The 25,974-nt window shown below is 69.2% G+C and carries 19 protein-coding genes and 2 pseudogenes; 16 read left to right on the top strand and 5 right to left on the bottom strand.

What is annotated here, in order from left to right; translation table 11 throughout:
- Nucleotides 1-18: 18 nt before the first annotated feature.
- From ACN28I_RS12215 to ACN28I_RS12240, 6 genes and pseudogenes are all read left to right on the top strand, one after another.
- Nucleotides 19-642 carry a 5-formyltetrahydrofolate cyclo-ligase gene (locus ACN28I_RS12215; RefSeq protein WP_420942214.1) on the top strand — a complete coding sequence of 208 codons (624 nt, stop codon included), beginning with the start codon at nucleotides 19-21 and terminating at the stop codon, nucleotides 640-642.
- Nucleotides 639-1,431: pseudogene (locus ACN28I_RS12220) on the top strand (TIGR00282 family metallophosphoesterase). The gene ACN28I_RS12215 and the pseudogene ACN28I_RS12220 overlap by 4 nt, the downstream one beginning before the upstream one ends.
- A gap of 67 nt (nucleotides 1,432-1,498) precedes the next feature.
- Nucleotides 1,499-2,761, top strand: coding sequence for a tyrosine--tRNA ligase (tyrS, locus tag ACN28I_RS12225; RefSeq protein ID WP_420942215.1), 1,263 nt, complete (start codon nucleotides 1,499-1,501; stop codon nucleotides 2,759-2,761).
- Between the two features lie 52 nt (nucleotides 2,762-2,813).
- A complete protein-coding gene (locus ACN28I_RS12230; protein WP_420942216.1) occupies nucleotides 2,814-3,839 on the top strand; it encodes a hypothetical protein in 1,026 nt (341 codons plus the stop codon).
- A 33-nt stretch (nucleotides 3,840-3,872) separates the two neighbouring features.
- Nucleotides 3,873-5,831, top strand: coding sequence for a hypothetical protein (locus ACN28I_RS12235; RefSeq protein WP_420942217.1), 1,959 nt, complete (start codon nucleotides 3,873-3,875; stop codon nucleotides 5,829-5,831).
- 111 nt (nucleotides 5,832-5,942) lie between these two features.
- Nucleotides 5,943-6,635, top strand: a complete 693-nt coding sequence (locus tag ACN28I_RS12240) for an SOS response-associated peptidase (RefSeq protein ID WP_420942218.1) — start codon at nucleotides 5,943-5,945, stop codon at nucleotides 6,633-6,635.
- Nucleotides 6,636-6,658: 23 nt separating this feature from the next.
- Here ACN28I_RS12240 and ACN28I_RS12245 read toward each other — a convergent pair whose 3' ends face one another.
- Nucleotides 6,659-6,865, bottom strand: coding sequence for a hypothetical protein (locus ACN28I_RS12245; protein ID WP_420942219.1), 207 nt, complete (start codon nucleotides 6,863-6,865; stop codon nucleotides 6,659-6,661).
- A 48-nt stretch (nucleotides 6,866-6,913) separates the two neighbouring features.
- Nucleotides 6,914-7,561, bottom strand: a complete 648-nt coding sequence (locus tag ACN28I_RS12250; RefSeq protein WP_420942220.1) for an SAM-dependent methyltransferase — start codon at nucleotides 7,559-7,561, stop codon at nucleotides 6,914-6,916.
- Between the two features lie 73 nt (nucleotides 7,562-7,634).
- Here ACN28I_RS12250 and ACN28I_RS12255 point away from each other — a divergent pair, with 73 nt between their 5' ends.
- From ACN28I_RS12255 to ACN28I_RS12265, 3 genes and pseudogenes are all read left to right on the top strand, one after another.
- Nucleotides 7,635-8,042 carry a hypothetical protein gene (locus ACN28I_RS12255; RefSeq protein ID WP_420942221.1) on the top strand — a complete coding sequence of 136 codons (408 nt, stop codon included), beginning with the start codon at nucleotides 7,635-7,637 and terminating at the stop codon, nucleotides 8,040-8,042.
- A gap of 62 nt (nucleotides 8,043-8,104) precedes the next feature.
- Nucleotides 8,105-8,393 (top strand): annotated as a pseudogene (locus tag ACN28I_RS12260) (hypothetical protein).
- Between the two features lie 187 nt (nucleotides 8,394-8,580).
- Nucleotides 8,581-9,048: a hypothetical protein gene (locus ACN28I_RS12265; RefSeq protein WP_420942222.1), complete on the top strand. Its 468-nt coding sequence runs from the start codon at nucleotides 8,581-8,583 to the stop codon at nucleotides 9,046-9,048.
- A 126-nt stretch (nucleotides 9,049-9,174) separates the two neighbouring features.
- On the opposite strand, the gene ACN28I_RS12270 is transcribed toward ACN28I_RS12265, so the two are convergent.
- A complete protein-coding gene (locus ACN28I_RS12270) occupies nucleotides 9,175-11,415 on the bottom strand; it encodes an ATP-binding protein (RefSeq protein WP_420942223.1) in 2,241 nt (746 codons plus the stop codon).
- Between the two features lie 151 nt (nucleotides 11,416-11,566).
- The gene (locus tag ACN28I_RS12275) at nucleotides 11,567-12,706 is read right to left on the bottom strand and encodes an acyl-CoA dehydrogenase family protein (RefSeq protein ID WP_420942224.1); all 1,140 of its coding nucleotides are present in this window, start codon (nucleotides 12,704-12,706) and stop codon (nucleotides 11,567-11,569) included.
- Between the two features lie 76 nt (nucleotides 12,707-12,782).
- Between ACN28I_RS12275 and ACN28I_RS12280 the strand changes: the two genes are divergently transcribed.
- The 7 genes from ACN28I_RS12280 (at nucleotide 12,783) to ACN28I_RS12310 (ending at nucleotide 23,726) form a co-directional block, all read left to right on the top strand.
- On the top strand, nucleotides 12,783-13,865 hold the full coding sequence (locus ACN28I_RS12280; RefSeq protein ID WP_420942225.1) for a hypothetical protein: 1,083 nt from the start codon (nucleotides 12,783-12,785) through the stop codon (nucleotides 13,863-13,865).
- 14 nt (nucleotides 13,866-13,879) lie between these two features.
- Nucleotides 13,880-16,912, top strand: coding sequence for a CehA/McbA family metallohydrolase (locus ACN28I_RS12285; RefSeq protein WP_420942226.1), 3,033 nt, complete (start codon nucleotides 13,880-13,882; stop codon nucleotides 16,910-16,912).
- 14 nt (nucleotides 16,913-16,926) lie between these two features.
- Complete coding sequence (locus ACN28I_RS12290) at nucleotides 16,927-17,757, top strand: hypothetical protein (RefSeq protein WP_420942227.1); 831 nt, start codon at nucleotides 16,927-16,929, stop codon at nucleotides 17,755-17,757.
- Nucleotides 17,758-17,943: 186 nt separating this feature from the next.
- On the top strand, nucleotides 17,944-20,142 hold the full coding sequence (locus ACN28I_RS12295; protein ID WP_420942228.1) for an ATP-binding protein: 2,199 nt from the start codon (nucleotides 17,944-17,946) through the stop codon (nucleotides 20,140-20,142).
- Nucleotides 20,143-20,409: 267 nt separating this feature from the next.
- Complete coding sequence (locus tag ACN28I_RS12300) at nucleotides 20,410-22,611, top strand: ATP-binding protein (protein ID WP_420942229.1); 2,202 nt, start codon at nucleotides 20,410-20,412, stop codon at nucleotides 22,609-22,611.
- Nucleotides 22,608-23,123: a response regulator gene (locus ACN28I_RS12305; protein WP_420942230.1), complete on the top strand. Its 516-nt coding sequence runs from the start codon at nucleotides 22,608-22,610 to the stop codon at nucleotides 23,121-23,123. Before ACN28I_RS12300 ends, ACN28I_RS12305 begins: the two co-directional genes overlap by 4 nt.
- Before the next feature lie 99 nt (nucleotides 23,124-23,222).
- Nucleotides 23,223-23,726, top strand: a complete 504-nt coding sequence (locus ACN28I_RS12310; protein ID WP_420942231.1) for a response regulator — start codon at nucleotides 23,223-23,225, stop codon at nucleotides 23,724-23,726.
- Here the strand turns inward: ACN28I_RS12310 and ACN28I_RS12315 are convergent.
- A complete protein-coding gene (locus tag ACN28I_RS12315; protein ID WP_420942232.1) occupies nucleotides 23,701-25,971 on the bottom strand; it encodes a type I polyketide synthase in 2,271 nt (756 codons plus the stop codon). The two genes, ACN28I_RS12310 and ACN28I_RS12315, sit on opposite strands and share 26 nt — an antisense overlap.
- Between the last annotated feature and the right edge of the window lie 3 nt (nucleotides 25,972-25,974).

The raw sequence follows: 25,974 nt of genomic DNA on the forward strand, positions 1-25,974 counted from the left end.
TTGGCGGGAGCGGGGCAGGTGAGCGAGACGGTGGCGCAAGAGGGGGCAGCTCGGAAGGTGTCGTTGCGCGAGGAACTGACGGCGCGGCGCAAGGCGATGACGCCGGATATCATCGACGAGCGCGGGCTGAAGGTTCAGGCACGTTTCCTGGCAACGCCCTATTACCAAAAGGCGAGGACGGTGGCGCTCTACGCCCCCATTCGGGGTGAAGTGCCCACGCGGGACATCCTCATCGCGGCCCTGCAGGACGAGAAGATCGTCTGCTACCCGCTGTCCCACGTCCATGGACGCATCTTGTCCTTCCGGGCCATCAAGTCCGAAGCGGAGCTGGAGCCAGGCAGGCTCGGAGTCAGAGAGCCCACCAACTCGGCCGAGCTCATCCCGGTGGACCAGATCGACCTGTTCGTGGTGCCCGGGTTGGGCTTCACGCGCGACGGCAAGCGGCTGGGCCGGGGCGGCGGCTACTACGACGCCACCCTGAAGGCGGCCTCCGCACGCAGCCGCCGGGTGGGGCTCGCCTTCGGCGACCAGGTCGTCGACACCATGCCGACCACGAATGACGACGTGGATATGGACCTCGTCGTCACCGAGGCGGAGACACTGCGCGGGCTCTACCGCGACTGGGACTTCCTGGACACGTGAAAGTACTCTTCATGGGCGATGTGGTGGGCAAGCCGGGAGTGACGGCTGTGCGCACCCTTCTCCCCAAGCTCATCGCGCGCCACTCCTTGGACCTCGTCGTCGCCAACGCTGAAAACAGCGAAGGCGGCGCCGGGATCTCCCCCGAGTCCGCGGAAGCGCTGCTCGCCAGTGAGGTCAACCTCCTGACGAGCGGCAACCATTTCTGGACCAAGAAGCAGATCCTCCCCTGGGTCCAGGACAACCCCAACCTGCTGTTGCGGCCGGCCAACTACCCCAAGGGAGCGCCGGGCAAGGGGTCCACCGTCATCCAGACGCCGGATGGGCGCAAGCTCGGGGTGCTCAACCTCGAGGGCCGCGTCAACATGAAGCCCCTGGACAACCCGTTCACGGTGGCGCCGGACCTGGTGGCGGAGCTGCGCAAGCAGACGCCCTGCATCCTGGTGGACATGCACTGCGAGGCCACCAGCGAGAAGAACGCCATGGGCGCGCACCTGGATGGCAAGGTGTCCGCCGTGGTGGGCACCCACACCCACGTGCAGACGGCCGACGAGCGGATTCTGCCCGGCGGCACGGCCTACATCACCGACGTGGGCATGTGCGGCCCGCTGGACTCCGTCATCGGGATGAAGAAGGAGCTTCTCCATCGAGCGCTTCATCACCCTGCGCCACGTCCCCTACGAGCTGGCCAAGAACCTGGTCTACGTCCAGGGCGTCATCATCGACATGGACGACAAGACGGGGAAGGCGCGCAGCATCGAGCGCGTGCGCGAGCACCTGCCGGGAACCTGAGCGGCGCGTCCGGCGAGCGACGTCGCTTGTCACCCTGCCCGCGTTTTCGGGTAGGTTGCGCGGCGCCATGTCCGAAAACGCGCTGCGCAAGGCGACCCCCCAGGAGCAGTTCGAGGAAGTGACCCGCGGCACCGTGGATATCCAGGTGCCCGAGGAGCTGAAGAAGAAACTCGAGCGCTCGTATGAGAAGGGCAAGCCGCTCGTCATCAAGGCGGGCTTCGATCCGAGCCGTCCGGACTTGCACCTGGGCCACTCGCTGCTGCTCACGCGCATGCGGCGCTTCCAGGACTTCGGCCACCAGGTGGTGTTCCTCATCGGTGACTTCACCGCGCTGATCGGTGACCCCTCCGGGAAGAACGTCACGCGCCCCGCCCTCACCCGCGAGGAGGTGAAGGCCAACGCGCAGACGTACCAGGAGCAGGTCTTCAAGGTGTTGGATCAGTCGAAGACGCAGGTGCGCTTCAACTCCGAGTGGTTGGACAAGCTGGGCACCGAGGGGATGATCCGCCTGGCGGCGCGCTACTCGGTGCAGCGCATGCTGGAGCGCGACGACTTCAAGACGCGCTTCCGCGAGAACCGCTCCATCTCCATCCACGAGTTCCTCTACCCGCTGCTGCAGGGCTACGACTCGGTGGCGCTCAAGGCGGACGTGGAGCTGGGCGCGACGGATCAGCTCTTCAACCTGCTGGTGGGCCGGCAGTTGATGAAGGAAGAGGGCATGGAGCCGCAGGTCATCATGACCGGGCCCATCCTCGAGGGCCTGGACGCGAAGATGGTCGACGGGAAGATCACCGGCGACAAGATGTCCAAGAGCCTGGACAACTACGTGGGCATCAGTGATCCGCCGGAGCAGATCTACGGCAAGCTGATGAGCATCACGGACGACCTGATGTGGCGCTACTACGAGCTGCTGTCGTCGCGGACGCTCAAGGAGCTGGGCGAGCTGAAGGCGAAGGTGACGAGCGGGGAGCTGCACCCGAAGGCGGCGAAGTCGGGGTTCGCGCAGGAGATGGCGGCGCGCTTCCACGACGCGGAGTCGGCGCAGAAGGCGATGCAGGCCTGGGAGGAGCGCTACTCGCAGAAGAAGATCGTCGCCGAGGACCAGCCGCTGGTGGAGGTGGGGATGGGCGGGGCGCCGAAGGTGCCGTTGGCGAAGGCGCTGGCGGAGGCGAAGCTGGTGGCGTCGGTGACGGAGGCGCGCAAGCTGATGGGCCAGGGCGGCGTGCGGGTGAACGGGGAGAAGGCGACGGACCCGAAGCACGAGCTGGAGGCGGGCGAGTACCTGGTGCAGGTAGGCAAGCACAAGACCGCGCGCATCAAGCTGGCGTAACACCCCTCTCCCGCTGGGAGAGGGACGGGGTGAGGGTATCCTGCGTGGACCCATGCGGACCCTCACCCTGCTGCTGATCGCCCTCTGTACCCTCCCCTTCCGAGCCCAGGCCTCGGGTGCCTTCGTCTCGGGCACCCGGCTGGAGGCCGTGGCGGAACCCGAGTCCACGAAGGTCGTCTTCACCGTCGAGCCGGACAAGGCCTATCCCGTCCTCAAGAAGGGAGGCCCGGGACGCGCGTGGTGCAAAGTGAAGGGGGCCACGGCCGAGGGCTGGGTGAAGTGCGACGGCACGGCGGCGCTGCCGGAGCAGCCGCGGATGAGCGGTGCGTTCCTGGCGTCGAAGGACCGGGCCCCCGTGGCCGCGCCCCTGGCGGCCCACATCCCCCAGGCCACCGGCTGCGCGACCCGCTGCAACAACCCGCCCCTGTTCCGCCAGCTCCCCGCGCTCAAGCCGGTGGACCGCGAGGTGCTCGGGATGTGCCCGGCGCGGCCGGACGCCTCGGTGAGCCGCGGCGACGTGCAGCGCTTCATGGCCGCGCACCATGACGACCCGCGCATCCAGCGGGCCCTGTCCGTGGCGGGCCGCCCGGGCTCGCGCCAGGGGAACATCGAGTGGCTCACCGGCCTGTGGGTGAGCACGGGGCCGCGCAACGCCTTCACCCACGTCTTCTGCGGCGACGAGTGGCTGGAGCAGAACATCGGCGGGCTGCACTACCTGCCGCGCTACGCCCAGCTCGAGTCCGAGGGGAAGCTCTGCTTCGACGGCCCGGCCCGCGGTGGAAAGGCGCTCCAGGGCTCGCAGTACCTCATCCGCTTCCGCGGTGTGGCCCCGTGGTCCTGCGCCGAGAAGAAGCTCGGCGGCTTCGCGCAGGCGGAGGATCCGGTGGCCATGGTGGCCGTGGGCACCCGCGCCTTCGCCCGCTGCTGCGCGCGGGATGGGGCCAAGAAGGAGGGCGGCGTGTACTCGGCGCCGGATCTCGGCGGCACCTCGTGGCGCATCTGGTGCGGGACGCGCAATGGCACCTACGGCATCGCCACGCTCTACCCCACCAACGAGCGGGCGACCTGCGGCGACTGACGGAGTAGAGTCCGCACAAGAGGAAGAACGCACATGTCCGCTCGCCACCTCCGCACCGCAGCCATCGTCGCCGTCCTGCTTCCGCTCGCCTTACAGCCGCACCCGGCCAGCGCCCAGGGCGCCCCGGCCCGTACCATCACCTGGAACACCTACCTGGGGGGCAGTGCGGCCGATGGGAGCACCAGCGCCACCGATGACGCGGCGTACGGCATTCTGTCGCACAGGGACGGTGAGGTCTACGTCGCGGGTAGCACGAACGCTCCCCGCTTCCCTGGGAGCCTGGCCGCGCCCAGAGCCGGCACGAGTCAGGACGCCTTCGTCACCAAATACGACGTGAGTGGAGGCGTGGTGTGGACACGCCTGTTTGGTGGTGCTGGCAATGACGTGGCTCGGAGGGTGGTGTTCAACCACCCCAATGAGCAGCACATGTACGTCGTCGGTACGACCAGTTCCGCGTCCATCGACACGGGAGTGCCCGTACCGACAGGCCATGGCCACCATGGCGGCAAGGACGCCTTCCTGGCCCGGCTGGAGTTGAATGGCACGCTGAGCTGGTTCATGTACCTGGGAGGCACGGGCGATGACGAGGGTCATGATGTCGCCATGTTCCCGGACGAGCAGGTGGCGTACGTCGTGGGGACCCGCGCTGGCGAGGCGTTCATCACCAAGGTGGACATCTCGAGCAGCGGCCCCACCATCCTGTGGACCACCACCTTCGGGAGTACAGGCCTCGACGAGGCGCTCGCGGTGGCGACCACCCCCCCGTACCACCAGTTGTACGTGGGAGGCGTTGTCGCCAGGAAGGTCTCGTCGTCTTCCGTGACCATGCCCACGCCCCTGATCGACTTTGGCGGAGGAGAGAGCGATGGATTCCTCACCCGGATGAATCCCGCGGACGGGACGTTGATGTGGTTCGAGTACCTGGGCGGCGCCAACATCGATGATGTCCGGGACATCCTCCACCAGCCGTTCCCCGGCGGCATCACCATCATCGGCAACACCCTCTCCACGAACTTCCCCCCGAAGGATCCCCGCCCCGGAGAGGAGATCTACATGCTCCGGGTGGACGACAAAGGCGCCCTCCTGCAGCAGAAGCGGATCGGCGCGGGCGGCGAGCGCATGGACGGCCATGCCTCGGCGGACTCGAAGGGCAACATCTACGTCGGTGGGAGGACGACCTCCACGACTCTGGCCCGCAAGGCCTTTGATACGACGCTCAACCCTGGAGCCATCCAGCACGATGCCTTCGTCGCCATGGTGGACTGGGCACTGACACGGCTCGTCTGGGCTTCCTACGTCGGTGGGCCTACCGACACCACCGAGTCCGTGCGGGGGCTGGCCGCGAGCCCCACGGGAACACTCACGTTCGTCGGGCACTCCACCGCCGACAAAGAGTTGCTCCAGACAGGTACCGGCGCTGACCTCACGGCGAACGGCGGCGAGGATGCCTTCGTCTTCCGCTTGCTGGTGGACACCTCCGGGCCGGTCGCGGGGACCGTGAGCGGGATGATCTACCCAAACTCCATCACGGCTTCGTGGTCCGGTTTTTCGGATGCGGAGACGGACGTGAACTTCGAGGTGATCCTGCGCGCCAATGGGATCGAGCAGGCCAACCCCATTGTGTACAACCTGAAGGAGCCCTCGGAGACGACGACCTACACCTTCAACATCACCCCGAAACCAGGGGTCGACTATCGCATCGAGTTGATAGCCCGCAACCTCTTCGATGAATCCGTCACGGTCAGCACGGGCCCACTCCCCCTGGCGCCGCCAGATACAAGCAATCCCGGCGAAGAGGAGCCCGAGCCGACGAATCCAGGCCCAGGTCCAGGTGCAGGTCCAGGTACGGACCCAGGGCAAGGCGACGATGAGGCATTCTCGCCGTTGGGTTGGAGTTGCGGCAGCACGGGCGATGGCAGCCTGGCCGGATTGGTCTTGCTGACGGCCCTGGCCCTGTTGTCGACGCGCCGCAACCGGACCTGGGGAAGGTGACGACTCGCGGCCCACCGTGAGTACCGTCCCCTTCGAGTAGACCGTGAACTCGGGGTGTACATGGCGGGACGCCAGTGGAGCCCCCCTCCCGCCCGGGGCATACTGCGGCCCATGTGTGGCCGCGTCACCATCCAGACCCCCGCCCTGGCGATCGCCCGTGAGTTCGCCCTCACCGGCATCCGGACCGCCATCGAGCGCCCCCGCTACAACCTCGCCCCCACCCAGCTCATGCCCGTGGTCATCAACGACGGCGAGCGCATGCTGGATGCCTACCGCTGGGGCCTCATCCCCTCGTGGGCCAAGGAGGCCGCCATCGGCAACAAGCTCATCAACGCCCGCGGCGAGACGGTGGCCGAGAAGCCCAGCTTCCGCTCCGCCCTCAAGCGCCGGCGCTGCCTCGCGCTCGTGGACGGCTGGTACGAGTGGAAGCAGAGCACGAAGCCCAAGACGCCCTACCTCTTCCGCCGCAAGGACGGCCGGCCCATGGCCTTCGCCGGCCTCTGGGAAGAGTGGACCGCCCCGGACACCGGCGAGGTGCTCCGCACCTGCACCCTCATCACCACCGGCCCCAACCACCTCATGGCCCCCATCCATGACCGGATGCCCGTCATCCTCTCCCCCGAGGCCCAGCAGCTCTGGCTTCGCCCCGAGCCCCAGGAGGCCTCGGTGCTCCAGCCCCTGCTCGTGCCCAACGAGGACGAGCCCCTCGAGGCCTGGGAGGTGGCGCGCGTGGTGAACTCGCCCATGAACGACGTCGCCGCCTGCGTGGAGCGCGTGGCCAGCCAGGCCACGCTCCTGGGCTGACACCCGGGGCTTCGTGCCGCCCGCTAGTCGCCGAAGATCTTCCGGAAGAAGCGCACCACCGAGAACGACACGGCGGTGTCATCGGGCCGGCCCTGGGTGTCCTGCTCGAGCGCGACGGGAGGCCGCTGCGCCTCGGGCTCCACCGAGAAGACGCTGAACTCGTCGTTCCCGTCGAGCGCGGAGATCGCCTTGCGCGAGGCATTTCCACGTGTGGGCTTCTGGTCGGACATGTGCCTACCTCCCGGCGTGCGCCGGGCGCCAGTGTAGGACGAGGCCCGTCACGGCGCCACGGGGGCCGGGGCGGGCGGTGCCCTGCGGCGCAGGCCCACCACGTACACCTCCATGCTGGCGCCGCGGGTGGCCTCGGGGCGCACCAGCTTCACCTCCTCGAAGCTGGCGCGCACCTCCTCGCGGAACTCCTCGAATTCACCGCCCATGAAGAGCTTGGCCACGAAGGCCGAGCCCGGACGGCCCCGGGTGACGGCCAGCTCCAGCGCCTTGCGCGCCAGCCGCAGGCTGCGGGCCTCGTCCGTGGTGCGGATGCCGCTCGTCTTGGGCGCCATGTCGGAGATGACGGCGTCGTAGGGCCCGTCGTGGAGCGCGCTCAGCTTCGCGTCGAAGTCGTCGGCCAGCACGTCCAGCACCGCCGTCTTCACGTGGGGCTGCGAGAAGGGCCGGATGGCGACGATGTCCACCCCGATGACCCGGCCGTTGGGGCCCACCGCGTCGGCCAATATCTGCAGGAAGCCGCCCGGGGCGGCTCCCAGGTCCAACACCGTGGCGCCCTTTTTCAGGAAGGGGTAGCGCTTGAGGATCTCATCCACCTTGAAGGCGGATCGGGCCCTCAACCCTTCTTGCTTGGCTTTCTTGAAATAGTGGTCTTTCGGACGGTAGGGCTTGCCCATGGCGGATGGGGTCCCTACCATCGGCTACTGTCTTCGGGAAGCCGGAGCAGTGGCGGGTTGTCGTGGACCCGTGAAACGGCGGACCGGAGGGGCGATGCGACTGTTCAGCGTGACGACGGCGGTGTGCGTCTCCCTGCTGACCGCGGCCTGCGCGGCGGGGTGCTGGTACCGCGCGGAGCAACTGCGCTCGGAGGCGGACTGGCTGCTGGAGCGCGGCAAGGCCCAGGCGAGCGAGTTCGCCCAGAGCTTCGATGACACCCTCGCCACCCAGCAGCTCGAGACGTTCGCCAAACGCCGGGCGGTGCTGGAGCGGGCCCACCTGTGGCAGCGCGGCCAGGCGCTGGGCGTCATGTTCGCCGTGATGGCGGGGGCCAGCGCCTGGGTGCTCAGCCTGATGCGCCGCCTGGATGGCGAGTTGGAGGAGGCCCACCAGGAGCTGGAGGAGGCGAAGGCCGCCGAGCCGGTTCCCCTGGGAGCCACCGTCCGGCCCTCGCGCTCCTAGGGACTCGCGGCGCGAGGAGCGCGCTGGTATGCACTGCCTCACCCCTGAGCGGGAGGTGGAGCATGCCGGGCTGCGCGCACTGCGGAGGCGAACTCGACATCGTGGGCAACCAGGTGGGACGGCGGGACACCTGCCCCCACTGCGGCGAGGAGGTGCACTCCTGCCGCAACTGCCGCCACTTCGACCCCAGGGTGGCCAAGCAGTGCAAGGAGCCCTTCGCCGAGGTGCCCTCGGACAAGGACGAAGCCAACTTCTGTGCAGCTCTTCCAGGTTGGCGAGGGCGGCCTGCACGAGAAGGAGAACAAGGACTCCCTGCTGTCCGCCGCCGAGTCCCTCTTCAAGAAGAAGTAGGTGGGGAGGTTGGACGTGTCAGGGGGCGCGGCTGACGCGTCATTGACACGCCAGCCGAGACGCCATGCCCGGCGGGGAGAGAGGCCCGAGGCTCCTGGCCTCCGAGGCCCCGGGGCCCGCGGATTGGCACGCGCCCTGCTGTGCGGCGGCTCGCCGTATCGAACGCCACACATGAAGGGGAGAGTCCATGGTTTCGCTTCGTCACGTTGTCGGGCCGCTGGCGGTGATGGGTGTGCTGTTCCTGTTCTCCGGAGAGGCGCAGGCGCAGACCTCGTTCTTCACCGGGGGCCCGGTGACCACCAAGGAGCAGCAGGCCAACGTGTTCGCCTACGTCAAGAACGCCTGGCAGGTGTCCGATGGCAAGACGGCGACGGATCTGGAGGCGCACCGCGGGTGGGCCCGGGGCCAGACCGAGGCCGTCCTGAAGGGGGAGATCGACCGCCTCGTCAATGCGACGATGGGCAACATCCGCAAGCTCACCAAGGCCAGGCTGGTGGAGGTCTTCGCGAACATGAAGCAGGCCGCGGTGATCGCGGGCAACAAGGCGGCGGGCCACACCCTGGCGCTCCATACGGGCTGGGCGAACGGGCAGACCGAGGAGACGCTCCGCGGCGAGATCGCCCGCATTGCCCTGACGGGCGCCAAGGCGTTCTAAGCCCGGCGACCAGCACCGGGCGAGGCCCGGGCCGCCGCGCACGGTGAGCGCCGCGGCCGGGCGGCACCCTCGGGCGTCAGCTTCGGGGAAGAGGAAGGTCCGGTCCGGCGCCCTGCCCGCCCCGTTTCAGCCCTCTCCGGCCGGGTGGAAGGGCAGCTCCAGGGTGAAGGTGGCCCCATGTCCGGGCCCTTCGCTGTGGGCCTTCAGCGAGCCCCCCATCTCCTGGGCCGCCAGGGCGCTGGAGTGCAGGCCGACGCCGTGCCCCTCCTCCCGGGTGGTGAAGCCTTGCTGGAAGATGCGCGTGAGCAGCTCCGGGGCGATGCCCACCCCATGGTCGCGGATCTCGATGCGCACGAGGCGCTCCGAAGGGCGCTCCAACGTCACGCGCAGCCGCTGCTGCTCGGCGGGCAGGGCCTCCATGGCGTTGATGGCGTTGCTGATCAGATTGAGCAGGATCGTCAGCACCTTGTGCTTGTCGGCCATCACCAGAGGCAGATCCGCCAGGCTCCGCTCCACCTGGACGTGGAAGCGGGAGAGCCCATCCGCGCTGATTCGCAGGGCGTCCTCCACCAGCACCGACAGGGAGACGGCCTCCTGGAGTTGAGGCGTCCTGGCATGGCGCTGCTGCATCCGGACGATGGTGGCGATGTGGTCGGTGTACCGGCCGACATCGTCGAGCAGCTCGCGAAGAACCTGTTGCTCGTCACTCATGTGCCGGTTCAACCGGCGCAGGAAGGGCAGGACCTTCTTCCCGCGCTCGTCCTCGGTGAGGAAGCGGGCCAGGTCGGACTGGTGCGCCTCGAGCAGGTCCACCACGCGGCCCACCTGCTCGAGCTTCAACCCGTCCAGCCGCTCCCGGGCCACCAGCGCCGAGGTGGTGACGCTGTTGAGCACGTTGCCCACGTTGTGCAGCACGTGGGTGGCCACCTCCGCCATGCCGGCCCGCCGCGCCGTGTCCACCAGCCGCTGATGGAGCTCCTTCAGCTCCCGGGTGCGCTCCTCGACGCGCTGCTCCAGTCCCTCGTTGGCGTGGCGCAGGGCCTCCTCGCGCCGCTGGACCTCGTGGGCCATCCGCTGGAAGGCCTGGGCCAACTGCCCCAGCTCGTCGTCCCGAGACGTGTCCAGCTCGACGTGGAAATCCCCGGCCTCCACCTGGGTGGCCGCCCGGGAGAATGCCAGCAGCGGGCGGGTGATGTGCCGCCGGAGCATCCAATACATGATGCCCAGCTCCAGCAGCAGCGACGCCATGCCGAAGAGCGGGACGTAGCGCGCCGCGTGGAAGGCCGTCGCGGACACCTCGCGCCCGGACAGCACCGTGACGAAGTTCCAGCCGGTTCCCGCCAGCCGCGCCACGGCGAGGTACTCGTCATACTCCGCCAGCTTCATCATGTTCTGCCCGGGCTGGCGGCCGCGCACCCGATCGAAGATGGCGCGCAGGTGGGCATGCTTCTCGGCGGAGTCCAGGCGCAGGGGTGAACCGGGCTTCACCGGGTCCAGGAGGTTGTAGACGGCCGAGCCGCTCCCCATCTTCAACTGGGGGTGGGCGATGAGCTGCCCGTCATCGCGGAAGACGATGTTGTAGGCACCGGGCAGCGGATCATTGACGGTGCGGGCCATCAGCTCGTCGAGCAGCACGTCATGGCCCACCGTCGCGACATGGCGGCCGTCCAGGTCCAGCGGGGTGATGACCGAGACCATCCACCGCTTGGAGGGCACATCCTCGAAGATGCCCGTCCAGGCCGTCCGCCGCTGGGGGTTGTTCCCGGGCTGGGTGAGGGCGAAGAAGTCACTGGTGACGAGCGGGAAATCGGCGTCGACCTCCTGGCACCAGTCCGGAGCCTCCGGCCAGAACACGGTCTCCGCGCCCTCGGGCAGGATGACGTAGGTGTCGGTGAAGCTCGCGCGGAGCGCGGGCCCGAACTGGGCCACCACGTCATGAGAGGCCAGCAGCCGGCGGCGGAAGTCCACGTCCGCCGTCACTCCGCGGTTCACGAAGACGCCGGGCATCCGCGTCCCGTCGAACCCCTTGGGCCGGTTGCGGATGGAGCCATCCTCGAACCGGGTGAACAGACTGTCGAAGCGGGCCTCGGGGTCCTTCTGGCGCCAGAAGCGGATGCGCTCCTCCAGGGCCTTCCTGAGGAGCGCATGGTTCTCCTCGGCCAGGATGAAGACGGCCTGCTCGCGCTGGCTGCGCTCGGAGACATAGTGCACGAGCCGCTGGAAGCTCTCGGTGCGCGTGGAGCGGAGGATGTGGAGGTAGCTGACGAGCGTGGTCAGGACGATGACCAGCGCGATGCGGACCCCCATGCTGAGCAGGGTCGAGCGGGCCAGCGAGGAGCGGGGGCCAGGGGAGGCAGCATGCGGCATGAGTCGGTGTCCAGGACACCGGCCGGAATACATGCACCCCCAAGGAGGAGGCCCCCTGAGGCATGTCCGGCCGGCGGCGGCCCGACTCTATGCGAGGATCCGGAGGGACGGCACCGGAAGCCCCCCCTCTCGTGAGGAAATCGCTGACGGCCTAGAAGCCGGACATCTTCGAGAGGATCTCCTTCATGACCTCGGAGGTGCCGCCGCCGATGGTGATGAGCCGGATGTCACGCCAGGCCCGCGCGATGTGCGTCTCCTCGATGTAGCCCATGCCTCCGAAGAACTGCTGGACGTCGTAGGCCACCTTCTGCGCCAGGTCTCCCGCGAACAGCTTCGCCATGGAGATCTCCCGCACCGCGTTCTCCTTGCCGTTGAAGATGTCCACCGCGTGGTACGTCAGCCGCTTGGCCGCCTCGATGGCCGCCATGTGCTCCACCAGCTTGTGCCTCCACACCTGGAAGCCCAGGAGCGGCTTGCCGAATGCCTGCCGCTCCTTCCCGTACGCGAGCGCGTCTTCAATCATCCGCTCCATCCCGCCCACCGCCGAGATGGCGCCCACCAGGCGCTCGCCCTGGAAGTTCGTCATGATGTGGTAGAAGCCCTCGTTCTCCTCGCCCAGCACGTAGCGCCGTGGAATCCGGCAGTCCTCGAAGTAGAGGATCGCCGTGTCCGAGGACAGGTTGCCCACCTTGTCGAGCTTCTTCGACACCGTGAAGCCCTTCACGTCCGTGGGGAAGGTCACCAGCGAAATGCCCCCGTACCCCGGCCCGCCCGTGCGCACGCCCAGCGTGATGAAGTCCGCCCGCGTGCCATTGGTGATCCACATCTTCGAGCCGTTGATGACGTAGTCATCCCCGTCCACGCGCGCCGTCGTCTGCATGCTCGCCACGTCCGAGCCCGCTCCCGGCTCGCTCACGCCCAGCGCGGCGATCTTCTCGCCCGCCAGCGCCGGCGCCAGGAACTCGCGCTTCTGCTCGTCCGTGCCGAGCTCGTTGATGATCGGCGTGGCCATCTGGCTCTGCACCAGCAGCGCCATGTTCACGCCCGCGTTGCGGCTGCGCGTCAGCTCCTCCGTGAAGGCCGTCACGTACCAGTAGTCCAGCCCGCTGCCGCCGTACTTCGGATCGTGGTTGATGCCGAAGAACCCCAGCTCTCCGCACTTCTGGAAGAGCTCCCTCGGGAAGATGCCCGCCCGGTCCCACTCCAGGGCGTGCGGCGTCATCTCCTTCTCCACGAACGTACGCACCGTCTTACGGAAGGCCTCATGCTCCTCGGTGAACGGGTTCGGCATGGTCGTCGTGGCTCCTCGGGATGATTGATGGGTGGGTCGATAGTACAAAGGCCGTCCTCCCGGACAAGGACGACTCATGACTTCTGTCACCCTCGCGCTGCTCGCGCTCCTGTCGGCCACACCGGCCGCACGCCCCTCGGCCGAGGAGGTGCTCCGCACCCAATGCCGCACCTGGGCCGCTGATCCGAAGAACCCCTGGGCGCTCGCCCATGGCATCGCCGCCGAGGGCCTCGCCTTCAAGGCCCGCGATGGCCGCCGCGCCGCGGACGTCATCATCGCGGACTTCCTCTGCCGCGAGGGCCCGGACTTCCGCTTCGACACCTTCGCCGCCGACGGCACCCCCGTGGAGCCCCACCCCCACCTCCTCGTGAAGACGCTGCTGCTCGCGGGCCATCCCCTCCCCCGCTCCCTCCGCGCGAGCTGGGGCCCCGTCACCCTCCAGTCGCTCGTGGAGGACCTGGAGCGCGACTTCCGCCACGACGCCGCCCTCTCGCCCCATGGTGCCTGGACGCTCGATGCCCTCTCGCACGCCCTGCGCCCGGGCGCCTCCTTCACCAACGGCGCGGGAGAGACGTTCCGCCTCCCCACGGTGATGGACGAGGCGCTGGCCCTGCTCGAGCGCGAGCACGCGGAGCTGATGGCCGGCATGAAGGCCGGGCTGCCCCAGGTGCCCAAGCGCAAGCAGGGCATCTACGCGCATCCCTGTGGCGGGCTGCACCTCTTCCAGGCCGTCGCCGGCTACGCGCGCCACCCCGTGGTGCGCAAGGCCTGGGGCGCCCGCCTCGATACCCAGGTGGACGTCCTCATCTACCGGCTCGGCTCCGAGTCCCGCCAGTACGACGCCGCCCTCACCTCCGCCCCGCCCGCCTACCGCCTCCCCGTGCTCATACAGATGGTGAAGTTCTACGGGCACTTCCTCGAGACGCTCGGCCGCTACCGCGAGGACACGGGTTGGAAGCCCACCCCCGAGCAGGCCCGCGCCGTGGAACTAGCGCGCGCGCTGCTCGATGGCGCGGTGCGTCGGCTCGACGCGTCAGGTGCCTTCCGGGACATGCAGTCCATCAAGACGGCCCAGTACCAGCTCTACCTGGACCTCATCGGAGACTCCTGCCACGCCGCTCACGGCTTGCGCTACTGGAGGAACCACCCGGGAGGTTGATACAAGCAGCAACCATGTCCTCCCCCCTTCGCCTCCTGGCCGCGAGTCTGGCCCTGATCGGCCTCACGCTCGCCGGCTGCAAGAAGGAGAGCTGCCTCGGCAATGATGAAGGATGCCGGGTCGCCAGCCCCTGCGAGAAGCTGAGCTACTCCTGTGAAGCCGCCTCCGGCTCGATGCTCGAGGTGCGCACCCTCACCCCCTCGGACAAGCGCGTGGGCAGCAATGCCCCCGGCGCCGGTGCCGACACCGTGCCCGGCGGCCTCAACGCCCTCGGCGCCCGCGGCGACATCCTCCTGGGCAATGACCGGGCGGTGGCCGTCATCTCCGGCCTCGGCAACATGCACCTGTTGGATGCCAACGGCGGCTCGCTGCTGGACCTGAGCGCCCGCGGCAAGGACAACGACGGCATCAACCAAGTGCTCCCGGTGGTGGGCATCCTCCCCGGGGACGCCCCGCACTACACGTCGATGAAGATCATCGACGAGCGCCCCACCCGCGTGGCGGTGCAGCTCAGCGGCACGCTCGACGGCAAGCCCGAGTTCCCCATCCACACCCTTTACGAAATGCGCCCCTGCGAGCCCGGCATCCGCGTGCGCACGGAGGTCCTCAACACCTCCGTGGATCCGCAGCTCTGGGCGCTGGCGGACGGCTTCTACTGGAGCGGCCGCGAGGCCCTGCCCTTCACGCCCGCGCCGGGCTCGGGCTACCAGCACCCGTCCTTCGGCCTGCTCTCCATCGGTGACGCCTTCAAGAAGTTCCCGTACCTGACGGCCGCCATGGCCTCGGACCCGGCCTCCAGCTACGCCCACGTGGCCTGCGGCGAGGCGAACCTGCTCGAGGGCTTCCAGAGCGATCAGATCTCCTCCTCGGGCCTGCCGCGCACCGTGGTGCCGCCGCGCGACTACCTCGTCTTCGAGCGCTTCCTCGCCGTGTCCGAGCGCGGGGACGTGGCCGCCGCCGCGGACCTGGCCCTCGAGGCCCGGCAGAAGCTGCACGGCGAGAAGTACGTGACGCTCACGGGCACGGTGACCCGCAACGGGGCGCCGGTCGCCTCGGGCCGCGAGGTCAGCGTCATCATCAGCGAGGGCGAGCTCGCCGCCGGCCCGGCCACCCGCATCCCCTGGACGCAGGTGACGCCCGACAAGGAGGGCCGCTTCCAGGCCCGCGTTCCCGCCGGCCGCGACTACGTCGTGGAGCTGCACGCCTTCGGCCGCAAGGTGGCCGACCGCCAGCTCGACAACGTGCAGGCGGACGCCGACGTGGGGACGCTCGCCGTCTCCTCCCACTCCCGCCTCACCGTCAACGTGGTGGATTGGGTCTCCGGCCTCGGCCTCGACGCCGAGGTCTTCCTCGTCCCCGTGGATGAGACCACCCTGAAGGACACCGAGGGCTCGCTGCACGGCCGCTTCGGCACCTGCGCGCCGTGGCTGGGTCCGCCTCCGGGCCCCTCGCCCGCGTGCAACCGCTTCCTCGTGCGCAACGGCACCGCCACCGTGGACGCCCCCGCGGGCCGCTTCCACCTCTACGCCTTCAAGGGCCCCTTCTGGACCCTCGACCGCGAGACCGTGACGCTCGGCGCCGGGAACACCATCGTGGACCTCGTCCTGCACAAGCTGGCGCTCCAGCCCCTGGGCACCGTGGGCGCGGACCTGCACGTGCACGGCAGCGCCAGCTTCGACAGCTCCATCCCCGAGTACGACCGCGTGCTCTCCTTCTCCGCCACGGACACGGAGGTCATCGTCTCCACCGACCACGACGTCATCTACGACTACGCCCAGATGGTGCGCAGCCTGGGCCTGGAGAACAAGATGAGCGCCGTGGTGGGCCTGGAGACCACCGGCCACATCCTCTGGATGAAGCGCCCCGGCTCCACCGTGCCCCTCGTGGTGGGCCACTACAACTTCTGGCCGCTCGAGTACGACCCGACGAAGCCGCGCAACGGCGCCCCCTCGGACGAGCTCGTCGAGCCCGGTGAGCTCTTCGACCGCGTGAAGGAGAGCGCCTCGCCCGCCCTGCGCGATCAGCTCCTGGTGCAGCTCAACCACCCCTGGTCCGACGCCGAGTTCGGCCGCGACCTGGGCTTCCCGCGCGCGCTCGCGCTCGACACGACGAAGAACCTGCCCTCGCGCGATGACGGCACCAGCGCCGGCATGTACGTGCGCACGCCCAAGGGCGGCTTCGCCAACAACGGCCAGCACGCCCAGGAGGTGATGAACGGCACGCAGAACGACATGCTGCTGCCCTACCGCGCCTTCTGGTTCTACACGCTCAACCAGGGCCAGTTCGCCGCGGGCACCGCCAACAGCGACTCGCACAGCCTCACCGACAACACCGTGGGCGTGCCGCGCAACATCGTCTACACCAGCGCCGTTCCCGGCCTCTCGTTCGACACCGCCCACTTCAACAAGGCCCTCAAGGCCGGTGAGTCCTTCGGCACCAACGGCCCCGTCATCGAGGCCACCGTGGAAGCCGCCGGTGTGCACCGCCGCTTCGGCTTCACCCCCTTCGCCCCCTCGGCCGACGCGAAGCTCCACCTCAAGGTCTCCGCCGCCCCCTGGGTGCCCGTGGACGAGGTGCGCATCGTCGTCAACGGCACCGTCGTGAAGACGCTCAGCGGCACGGAGCTCTTCCACCCGGCGGATCCGCTCAGCACCGAGAACGTCGAACTCAAGCTCGTGCGCTACGACAAGAGCCTCGCGCTGTCCGAGCTGCTCGCCGGCGTGAATGGTGATGCGTGGCTCCTGGTGGAGGCCGGCGCCCGCCTGCCGCTCGCCGCCGACTTCGGCGGCCCCGGTGGCGACAAGCCGGATGGCATCCCCGACACGAGCGACAACAACGGCGACGGCAAGGTGGATCGCGCCGACATCGCCGAGGGCTCCAAGTACGGCCCGCTGCGCACCCCCGCCCCTCCCGCCAGCGAGGCGCATCCCCAGTTCCACTTCTCGCAGGTGGTCACCGGCGGCTACCCCATGTCCTTCACCAACCCCTTCATCCTCGACCGGAACGGCAACGGACGCTTCGATGCCCCCGGCGTGGCCGCCCAGTGAATCGAGGGCACACCGTGAACCTGTCCCGACTGCTCTCCGCGCTCGCCGTCCTGCTGCTGCTGCCCGCCACCGCTCGCGCGGAGGGCGGGTGTGAGCAGTGGATCGCCCCCGCGCTCGCCGAGGGCCCCATTACCTTCGGCTTCCTGTCCGCCGATGTCGCCACCGGCCGCCGCGCCTGCCCCCGCACCGAGGTGGGCTTCGGCGTCCAGGGTGGCGCCATCATCGAGACGGCCAACTTCTACGGCGCCGTCACCGGGGCCGGCCTCCTCTCCGCCAGCTACGCCGTGCGCCCGGACCTGGAGGTGTTCGCCACGCTGGAGGCCCTGCGCTTCCAGTTCGTCCAGAACGCCAGCCTCACCGGCACCACGATGCACCTGGGGCAGCTCACCGTCGGAGGCACCTATATGGCGCTGACGCGGGGGCCCTTCGTGCTCTCCCCCAGCGTGCGGCTGCAGCTCCCCACGTCCTTCGCCAGCCCGAGGACGCGCACGCTGGGCGCCGAGGTGGGCGCCGCCGTGCTGTACCGGCCCACCAATCGCTTCGAGGTGCACGGCTACGCGGGCGTGGATGCGGACATGGGCCTGGGGGCCGCGGCCGCCCTGCCCCGCGCCGGCTTCCTGATGAACGTGGGCACCGAGTACGCGCTGTGCAGCGGCTTCGCCGCCGTGCTCGATGCCAACCTGCACTTCGGTCACCGGGCCGTGCTCGACTACGTGGCGCCCGCCATCGGGCTGCGCTTCCGCGCGGGCGAGCACTTCGGCGCGGAGCTGGGCGCGAGCATGCCCGTGCTCGGCGCCGAGCGCGCGCTCGCCATCGGCGGGTTGAAGCTCACCTACCGGATGTAACGGTCCGCTAGAGGCCGGGCGCCCCTCCCAGGGCTCGCCCGGCCTCTGTCTCCGGGGAGCCCCTGTGTCCTGGACATGTCCAGGACATCCTCCTCCCATCCCGGCATATCTCCAGGCGGGCAGCTCCCCCGCTCGCTTCAGGGTGGAATTCCAGCGGCGGGCCCTGTGTCATGCGGCCAACTCTTCATGCCGCCTCCCCCCTCCCGCCCTCGTGCTCCGCTGGCCCGCTCCACGCTCATCAAGATGGGCGCGCGCATCGCGGTCGTCATCGCCCTGACGACGTTCTTCAGCTTCCTCCACATGCAGCACACGCTGCGTGCCGAGGCGCTCGCGCAACTGGAGCAGCATGTCTCGGAGCGCAGCCAGCGGGAGCAGGCCATCTTCCTGCTGGCCCAGGACAACCTCGGCGTCGCCAGGAAGGCCCTGGAGGAGCGCCTCCGGAGCCTGAGCCCGGAGGACGTGGACGCGCGCTTCGACCGCCTGTTCGTGCAGCTTCCCGACGGCACGATCCGCAGCCGCCTCGAGGGCTTCGATGGCACGAAGATGCCCGGCGTCTTCGTCCCCCGCGGCGTCACCGTCGACCTGGACATGCGCCGGCGGCTGCTGGCCTCGTACGACGTGCTCGCCCAATACGGGCCCGCCTTCCACGTCCGCTTCACGGACACCTTCATCACGCTGCCCGAGGGGCCCATCATCATCTACTGGCCCGCGCGCGCCACCTGGGTCCATGACGCCGAGCCCGGCTTCCGGGTCACCCAACAGGTGTACTTCACCGCCAGCGTGCCCGCGCGGAACCCGGAGCGGCGGACGCTCTGGTCCGAGGTCTACACGGATGAGGTCAGCGGGAGATCCATGACCACGTCCACCCTCCCCCTGGACCTCGAGGGCCAGCATGTCGCGTCGATCAGCCAGGACGTGCTCATGGAGGAGCTGCTGGCCCGCACCATCAGCGACCACCTGCCCGGCGCGTACAACGTCCTCGTCCGCGAGGACGGCGAGGTCATCGCGTATCCCGGAATGGCGATGAAGGGGGGCATCTCGCAGCCCGGCTCCATGGCCGACGAGGGCCACCTGCGGAGCATCATCGAGCGGGTGAAGAACCGTCCGCGGGGGCAGGCCGTGGTGGAGCTGCCGGAGCATGGCGAGTACCTCGCCGTGGACCAGCTCCAGGGCCCCGGTTGGAACTTCGTCACCGTGCTCCCCAAGAGCATGGTGACGAAGCCCGCCCTCGAGGCCGCCCGTTACGTGCTGCTGCTCGGCCTCGTGTCGCTCGTCCTGGAGCTGGCCATCATGGCCTGGGTGCTCCGGCGGCAGATCACCCAGCCGCTGCTCGTCTTCACCCAGGCCACGGACCGTGTCGCTTCCGGTGACTTCCACCTGGAGCTGGACACCTCGCGCAACGACGAGCTGGGGCAGCTCGCCCGCTCCTTCCGGCTGATGTCCGATGAGATCCAACGCCGCGAGCACGCCCTGCGCGAGGCCAACGAGAGCCTGGAGCAGCGCGTCGAGGAGCGCACCCGCGAGCTCAAGGAGGTCCACCTGCAACTGGTGCAGTCGGCCCGGCGCGCCGGCATGGCGGAGATCGCCACCAACGTGCTGCACAACGTGGGCAACGTGCTCAACAGCGTCTACACCTCGGCCCAGCTCGCCAAGGAGCGCATGACGGGCATGCGCCTGGAGCACGTGAGCCGCGTGGCCCACCTCCTCGATGAGCACCAGGCCGACGCCGGCACCTTCCTCGCCCAGGACGAGCGCGGGAAGAACGTCGTGCCCTTCCTCGAGAAGCTGGGCCGGAACCTGCTCGAGGAGCGCCAGCAGATCACCACCCTGCTGGACGATGTGGGCCGCTACACCGAGCACGTGGGCGACATCGTGAAGGTGCAGCAGAACTACGCGCGCACGCCCCGGCTTCAGGAGCCCGTGCACCTGGCGGGGCTGGTGGAGGACGCCATCCGCATCAACGCGGCCGGGCTCACCCGCCACCAGGTGAAGGTGGTGCGCCAGCTCGCGGACCTGCCCCCGGTGCTCACCGACAAGCACAAGGTGCTGATGATCCTCGTCAACCTGGTGAGCAACGGCAAGTACGCCATGGACGGGGTGCCCGTGCCCGATCGCATCCTCTCCGTGAAGCTGGAGCAGCTCCCCCACGAGCCGGTGCGCATCCAGGTGCATGACAACGGCATGGGCATCGCCCCGGAGATGCTCACCCGCATCTTCCAGTACGGCTTCACCACCCGCGAGGAGGGGCACGGCTTCGGCCTGCACTCCAGCGCCCTGGCGGCCCAGGAGATGGGGGGCTCGCTCACCGTCCACAGCGACGGTCCAGGGCGCGGCGCCACCTTCACCCTGGAGCTCCCCTCCCTCGCCGTGCCCCAGGTGGCGTGAGCGGACCCTCGGCCCCGGGAGCCCACCGGGCAGCCTTGTGGGCAGAGGTCGAGGTTTGTGGTGCATGGAGAGGGCAAAAATTTTACAGTTCCGCCACCTGTCGGGAACACGACACTCCTTCGACTTCTGGCACCCCTCCCCTTGAGCGTGGCTCTCCCCCCGTCAGACCCGCACGACTCCACTCCGAACGAGGTCCGCTCTCGCGGGGTCCTCCAGCCGGCCCCCGCGCGCCCTCGTGCTTCGCTGGCCCGCTCGACGCTCCTCAAGATGGGCGTGCGCATCGCGGTGGTCATCACCCTGGCCACCCTCTTCAGCTACCTGCACATCCTCCAGACCCTGCGCACCGAGACCCTCATCCGGCTGGAGCGCTATGTCGTGGAGTACAGCCAGCGCGAGCAGGCCATCTTCGTGCTGGCCGAGGACAACCACGCCGTCCTGCGCAAGACGCTGGAGGAGCGCATCCAGGCCCTGAGCCCGGAGGACGTGAGCGCCCGCTTCGACACCCTGTTCGTGCGGCTGCCCGACGGCTCCATCCGCAACCGTCCCGAGGGCTTCGACGGCACGAGGCAGCCAGGCGTCTTCGTCCCCCGGGGCGTGAACGTGGACGAGGACCTGCGGCGCCGGGTGCTGGCCTCGTACGACGTGCTCACCTGGTTCGGACCCGCCTTCTCCACGCGCTTCGCGAACACCTACGTCACGCTGCCCGAGGGGGCGCTCATCATCTACTGGCCCGAGCGCCCCACCTGGTGCCAGGACGCCGAGCCCGGCTTCTCGATGGTCGAGTTCGACTTCTTCCCCATCAGCCGCCCGGAGAACAACCCGGAGCGCAAGACGGCCTGGACCGGAGTCTTCGGCGATCCGGTGGCAAACAGCTCGCTGGTCTCGGTCTCCACGCCGTTGGATCTGGACGGCCACCATGCCGCGACGATCAGCCACGACGTGCTCCTCGAGGAGCTGGTGACCCGCACCCGTGACAACCACCTGCCCGGGGCCTACAACGTGCTCTTCCGCGATGACGGGCAACTCATCGCCCATCCCGGGCTGACGGCGAAAGACGCCACCAGCGTCTACAACATCCTGGACGCCGCGAAGCAGGAGCAGCCCGGGGGCGCCCTCGCGTGGTTTGGCTCCGCGGAGCAGCGGGCCCACCTGCATGACGTCTTCAAGCACGTGAAGAACCTGCCGCCCGGCGGGACGGTGGTGAAGCTCCCGAAGCACGGCGAGTACCTCGCCAGGGCCCGGCTCCAGGGTCCCGGTTGGAACCTGGTCACGGTGCTCCCCGAGAGCATGGTGACGAAGCCCGCACTCGCGGCCGCCCGCTACGTGCTGCTGCTCGGCCTCGTGTCGCTCGTCCTGGAGCTGGCCATCATGGCCTGGGTGCTCCGGCGGCAGATCACCCAGCCGCTGCTCGTCTTCACCCAGGCCACGGACCGTATCGCCGCCGGTGACTTCCACCTGGAGCTGGACACCTCGCGCAACGACGAGCTGGGGCAGCTCGCCCGCTCCTTCCGGCACATGGCCAACGAGGTCCAGCACCGCGAGCAGGCCCTGCGCGAGGCCAACGAGAGCCTGGAGCAGCGCGTCGAGGAGCGCACCCGCGAGCTCAAGGACGTCCACATGCAGCTCGTGCAGACCGCACGGCGCGCCGGCATGGCGGAGATCGCCACCAACGTGCTGCACAACGTGGGCAACGTGCTCAACAGCGTCTACACCTCGGCCCAGCTCGCCAAGGAGCGCATGACGGGCATGCGCCTGGAGCACGTGGGCCGCGTGGCCCACCTCCTCGATGAGCACCAGGCCGACGCCGGCACCTTCCTCGCCCAGGACGAGCGCGGGAAGAACGTCGTGCCCTTCCTCGAGAAGCTGGGCCGGAACCTGCTCGAGGAGCGCCAGCAGATCACCACCCTGCTGGACGATGTGGGCCGCTACACCGAGCACGTGGGCGACATCGTGAAGGTGCAGCAGAACTACGCGCGCACGCCCCGGTTGCAGGAGCCCGTGCACCTGGCGGGGCTGGTGGAGGACGCCATCCGCATCAACGCGGCCGGGCTCACCCGCCACCAGGTGAAGGTGGTGCGTCACCTGGCGGACCTGCCTCCCCTGCTCACCGACAAGCACAAGGTGCTGATGATCCTGGTCAACCTGGTGAGCAACGGCAAGTACGCCATGGACGGCGTGCCCGTGGCCGAACGGCTTCTCACCGTGTCCATGGACTGTCCCCCCCATGCCCATGAGCCGGTGCGAATCCAGGTGCATGACAACGGCATGGGCATCGCACCCGAAATGCTCACCCGCATCTTCCAGTACGGCTTCACCACGCGCGAGGAGGGGCACGGCTTCGGCCTGCACTCCAGCGCCCTGGCGGCCCAGGAGCTGGGCGGCGCACTCACCGTCCACAGCGACGGCCCGGGACACGGAGCCACCTTCACGCTGGAACTCCCCTATCTACCGGCCCAGGAGACCGCATGAGCAACCCCACGGACAAGCGACGGATCCTCGTCATCGATGATTCCGAGGCCATCCACACGGACTTCCGGCGGATCCTCAACCCCGAGCAGCGCCGCGGCCGGGACGATCTGGATCTGCTGGAGGAAGCCCTCTTCGGCCCCACGCCCAGCCGCGGCAACACCTCCGCCGAGCCGGAGTTCGAGGTGGAATCGGCCTTCCAGGGACAGGAAGGCGTCGCCAAGGTGCGCGAGGCCCTGGCGTCGGGCCGGCCCTATACCCTGGTGTTCCTCGACTACCGGATGCCTCCGGGCTGGAACGGCGCCGAGACGCTCCGGCGGCTGCGCGAGTTCGCGCCCTCACTCAACGTGGTGCTCTGCTCGGCCTACTCCGACTATTCGTGGACGGAGATCTTCCAGGAGTTCGGCGAGCACCAGACGCTGCGCGAGCTGAGAAAGCCCTTCAACGGCCAGGAGGTGCGCCAGCTCGCGCTCACCCTCAGCACGCCGAAGGACACCTCGCCCCCGCCGGGGTGAGCAGGACACCTACCTGGAACCCAGGGGCCGCCCTGGCGAGCCTCTGCCCAAAGGCACCCCTCGGAATTCCCGTGACGGCTCTGCTGTCCAGGAGGTTGCATGAGCCAGTGCGCGAGCAAGAAACGGGTCCTCGTCATCGATGATTCCGAGGCCATCCACACGGATTTCCGGCGGATCCTCATCCCCGAGCAGCGCCGCGGCCAGGACGATCTGGATCTGCTGGAAGAGGCGCTCTTCGGCCCCACCCCCAGCCGCGCCCCGGCCGCCGTGGATCCGGAGTTCGAGGTGGACTCGGCCTTCCAGGGACAGGAAGGCGTCGCCAAGGTGCGCGAGGCGCTGGCCTCGGGCCGGCCCTATACCCTGGTGTTCCTCGACTACCGGATGCCCCCGGGATGGAACGGCGCCGAGACCCTCCGGCGCATGCGCACGGTGGCGCCCTCGCTGCGCGTGGTGCTCTGCTCGGCCTACTCCGACTATTCGTGGGGCGAGCTGCTCCAGGAGTTCAGCGACCTCCAGTTGCTGAAGGAGCTGAGAAAGCCCTTCAACGGCCAGGAGGTGCGCCAGCTCGCGCTCACCCTCACGACGGCCCAGCAGGTGGCGTGAGCCAGTAGCGCTGGCGCTGGAAGGGATAGGTGGGCAGGGCCACCCGGCGCCTCGGGTAGGGCGCATCGAAGGCCGCCCAGTCCACCTCCACGCCCTTCACGTACAGCGCGCCCAGCGTCTTCGACAGCCGCGGCCACTCCGCTTCGCCCGGGTGCACGGTGAGGGTCTCGGTGCCATCCACCGTTCCCTCCGCCTTGCGCACCAGCGGCACCTTGCCCACCGCCTGCCTCAGTCCCTCCTCCAGGCCGAGGAGGCCCGCGTCCACCACCGCCACGTACTCGCCCACGCCCTGCCCCACGGACGTGCGAGGCACCACGCCCCAGGCCCGCCACATCCGCGACAGGGCCCACTCCAGCGCGAACACCGCCGCCCGGCCGTACGTCTCCTCCTTCAGCAGCGCGGACTCCGCGCCGTACAGCACCTCCGCCAGCGGCTTCTCCAGCACGCCCTTCAGGGCCGCCGCACACTGCTCCAGCGCCTCGCGGAAGACGGGCTGCGTCTCGTACAGCGCCCGGCCCAGGTCCGCGGGCCACGCCCCTTCCCCGCCGAAGACGAACGCCACCCTCGGCGCGGACGTGACGGGGCCTCCCTTCACCAGCCCCCGCGGCTCGCGGCCCGCCTCCGCCGCCAGGAGGCGCTCGCGCACCTGCGAGGCGTGAGCGCCCACCACCGCCAGCCGGTGCTCGAAGTGCGCACGTCCCGCCGCCGCCGTGAAGCACACGTCGCCCAGCTCCGTGCCGCCCTCCGCCAGCATCTGGGCGTAACGGCCCGCCTGCGCTCGCAGCGCCTCCTCGCTCCGCGCGGACAGCACCAGCACGTGCTCCGGCCGCTCCACCTCCCGCTTCACCTCCGGCCTCGCGGGTGCCTCCTCCAGCACCACGTGCGCCAGCGTCCCCGTCCGCCCGTATGACGTCACTCCCGCGAAGCGCCGGCCCTGCGACGGCTCCCATGCCGTCAGCTCCACCGGCACCTTCAAGTCCATGGACTTCCAGTCGATGTGCGGGTTGGGATTCTTCAGGTGCAGGTGCGCGGGCAGTTGCCGGTGCTGCATCGCCAGCACCACCTTCATCATCCCCACCACCCCCGAGGCCGCCTCCGGATAGCCCAGGTTCGTCTTCACCGAGCCCAGCCACAGCGACTCGCCGCCCTGGCGCCCCTCCTTCAGCACCGACCACGCCGCCTCCGCCTCGATGGGGTCCCCCATCGCCGTCCCCGTGCCGTGCGCCTCCAGGTAGCTCACCTCGGCGGGCTTCACTCCCGCGCCCTCCAGCGCCTGACGGATGACGGCCTGCTGCGCCACCCCGTTGGGCACCGTGAACGAGCTGCTCGGGCCGTCATGTCCCACCGCCGAGCCCCGGATGACCGCGAGGATGTTGGCGCCCCTCGCCTTCGCATCCGACAGCCGCTCCAGCACCAGCACGCCACAGGCCTCGGCGCGGCTGTACCCGTCCGCCGAGGCATCGAAGGTCTTGCACCGCCCGTCCGGCGCCAGCGCCCCGCTGCACGAGAGGTAGACGCTCGCCTCCGGCGACAGGATGAGGTTCACCCCCGCCGCCAGCGCCATCGTGCACTCGCCATTGCGCAGGCTCTGGCAGGCCAGGTGCACCCCCACCAGCGACGACGCGCACGCCGTGTCCACCACCAGGCTCGGGCCCTGGAAGCCGAACAGGTACGACAGCCGCCCGGAGATGGCGCAGTTGGCCCGCGCGCCGATGAAGTAAGGGTCTATCGCCGCCAATCCCCCTTCGTTCAGCGCGAGCTGCCCGTAGTCGTTGTTCATCGCCCCCACGAACACGCCCACCCGATCCTTCCGGGTGCGATCCACCGCGTGCCCGGCCCGCTCCAACGCCTCCCAGGCCACCTCCAGCACCAACCGCTGCTGCGGATCCATGCTCTCCGCTTCACGCTGGGAAATGCCGAAGAAGCGCGCGTCGAACCGGTCCACCTCCTTCAGGAAGCCCCCGCGCTTCGTGCGGATCTTCCCCTTCGCCTGGGGATCCGGGTCGTACAGGGCGTCCGCGTCCCAGCGGCCCGGAGGCAGCTCGCTGGTGGCGTCCACTCCCTTCACCAGGAGCTCCCAGAAGTCCTCCGGACGCTCCACCCCTCCCGGCAGGCGGCACGCCATCCCGACGATGGCGATCGGCTCACGGCGCGCGGCCTCGGCCTGCTCCAGCCGGGCCTCCAGCTTGCGGATCTTCACGAGCTGCTGCTGCAACAACTGGCGGTAGTTGATCTCCTCGGACATGTC

Source organism: Archangium gephyra (genome assembly GCF_049060025.1).
Taxonomy (GTDB): Bacteria; Myxococcota; Myxococcia; order Myxococcales; family Myxococcaceae; genus Archangium; species Archangium gephyra_A.

Coding starts and splice junctions, on each gene's coding strand:
- ACN28I_RS12235 (WP_420942217.1), top strand. CDS start 3,873: ATGTCCGCTCGCCACCTCCGCACCGCAGCCATCGTCGCCGTCCTGCTT.
- ACN28I_RS12250 (WP_420942220.1), bottom strand. CDS start 7,561: ATGGTAGGGACCCCATCCGCCATGGGCAAGCCCTACCGTCCGAAAGAC.
- ACN28I_RS12270 (WP_420942223.1), bottom strand. CDS start 11,415: ATGCCGCATGCTGCCTCCCCTGGCCCCCGCTCCTCGCTGGCCCGCTCG.
- ACN28I_RS12300 (WP_420942229.1), top strand. CDS start 20,410: ATGGGCGTGCGCATCGCGGTGGTCATCACCCTGGCCACCCTCTTCAGC.
- ACN28I_RS12285 (WP_420942226.1), top strand. CDS start 13,880: ATGTCCTCCCCCCTTCGCCTCCTGGCCGCGAGTCTGGCCCTGATCGGC.
- ACN28I_RS12315 (WP_420942232.1), bottom strand. CDS start 25,971: ATGTCCGAGGAGATCAACTACCGCCAGTTGTTGCAGCAGCAGCTCGTG.
- ACN28I_RS12310 (WP_420942231.1), top strand. CDS start 23,223: ATGAGCCAGTGCGCGAGCAAGAAACGGGTCCTCGTCATCGATGATTCC.
- ACN28I_RS12255 (WP_420942221.1), top strand. CDS start 7,635: ATGCGACTGTTCAGCGTGACGACGGCGGTGTGCGTCTCCCTGCTGACC.
- ACN28I_RS12265 (WP_420942222.1), top strand. CDS start 8,581: ATGGTTTCGCTTCGTCACGTTGTCGGGCCGCTGGCGGTGATGGGTGTG.
- tyrS (WP_420942215.1), top strand. CDS start 1,499: ATGTCCGAAAACGCGCTGCGCAAGGCGACCCCCCAGGAGCAGTTCGAG.
- ACN28I_RS12230 (WP_420942216.1), top strand. CDS start 2,814: ATGCGGACCCTCACCCTGCTGCTGATCGCCCTCTGTACCCTCCCCTTC.
- ACN28I_RS12280 (WP_420942225.1), top strand. CDS start 12,783: ATGACTTCTGTCACCCTCGCGCTGCTCGCGCTCCTGTCGGCCACACCG.
- ACN28I_RS12295 (WP_420942228.1), top strand. CDS start 17,944: ATGCCGCCTCCCCCCTCCCGCCCTCGTGCTCCGCTGGCCCGCTCCACG.
- ACN28I_RS12245 (WP_420942219.1), bottom strand. CDS start 6,865: ATGTCCGACCAGAAGCCCACACGTGGAAATGCCTCGCGCAAGGCGATC.
- ACN28I_RS12240 (WP_420942218.1), top strand. CDS start 5,943: ATGTGTGGCCGCGTCACCATCCAGACCCCCGCCCTGGCGATCGCCCGT.
- ACN28I_RS12275 (WP_420942224.1), bottom strand. CDS start 12,706: ATGCCGAACCCGTTCACCGAGGAGCATGAGGCCTTCCGTAAGACGGTG.
- ACN28I_RS12305 (WP_420942230.1), top strand. CDS start 22,608: ATGAGCAACCCCACGGACAAGCGACGGATCCTCGTCATCGATGATTCC.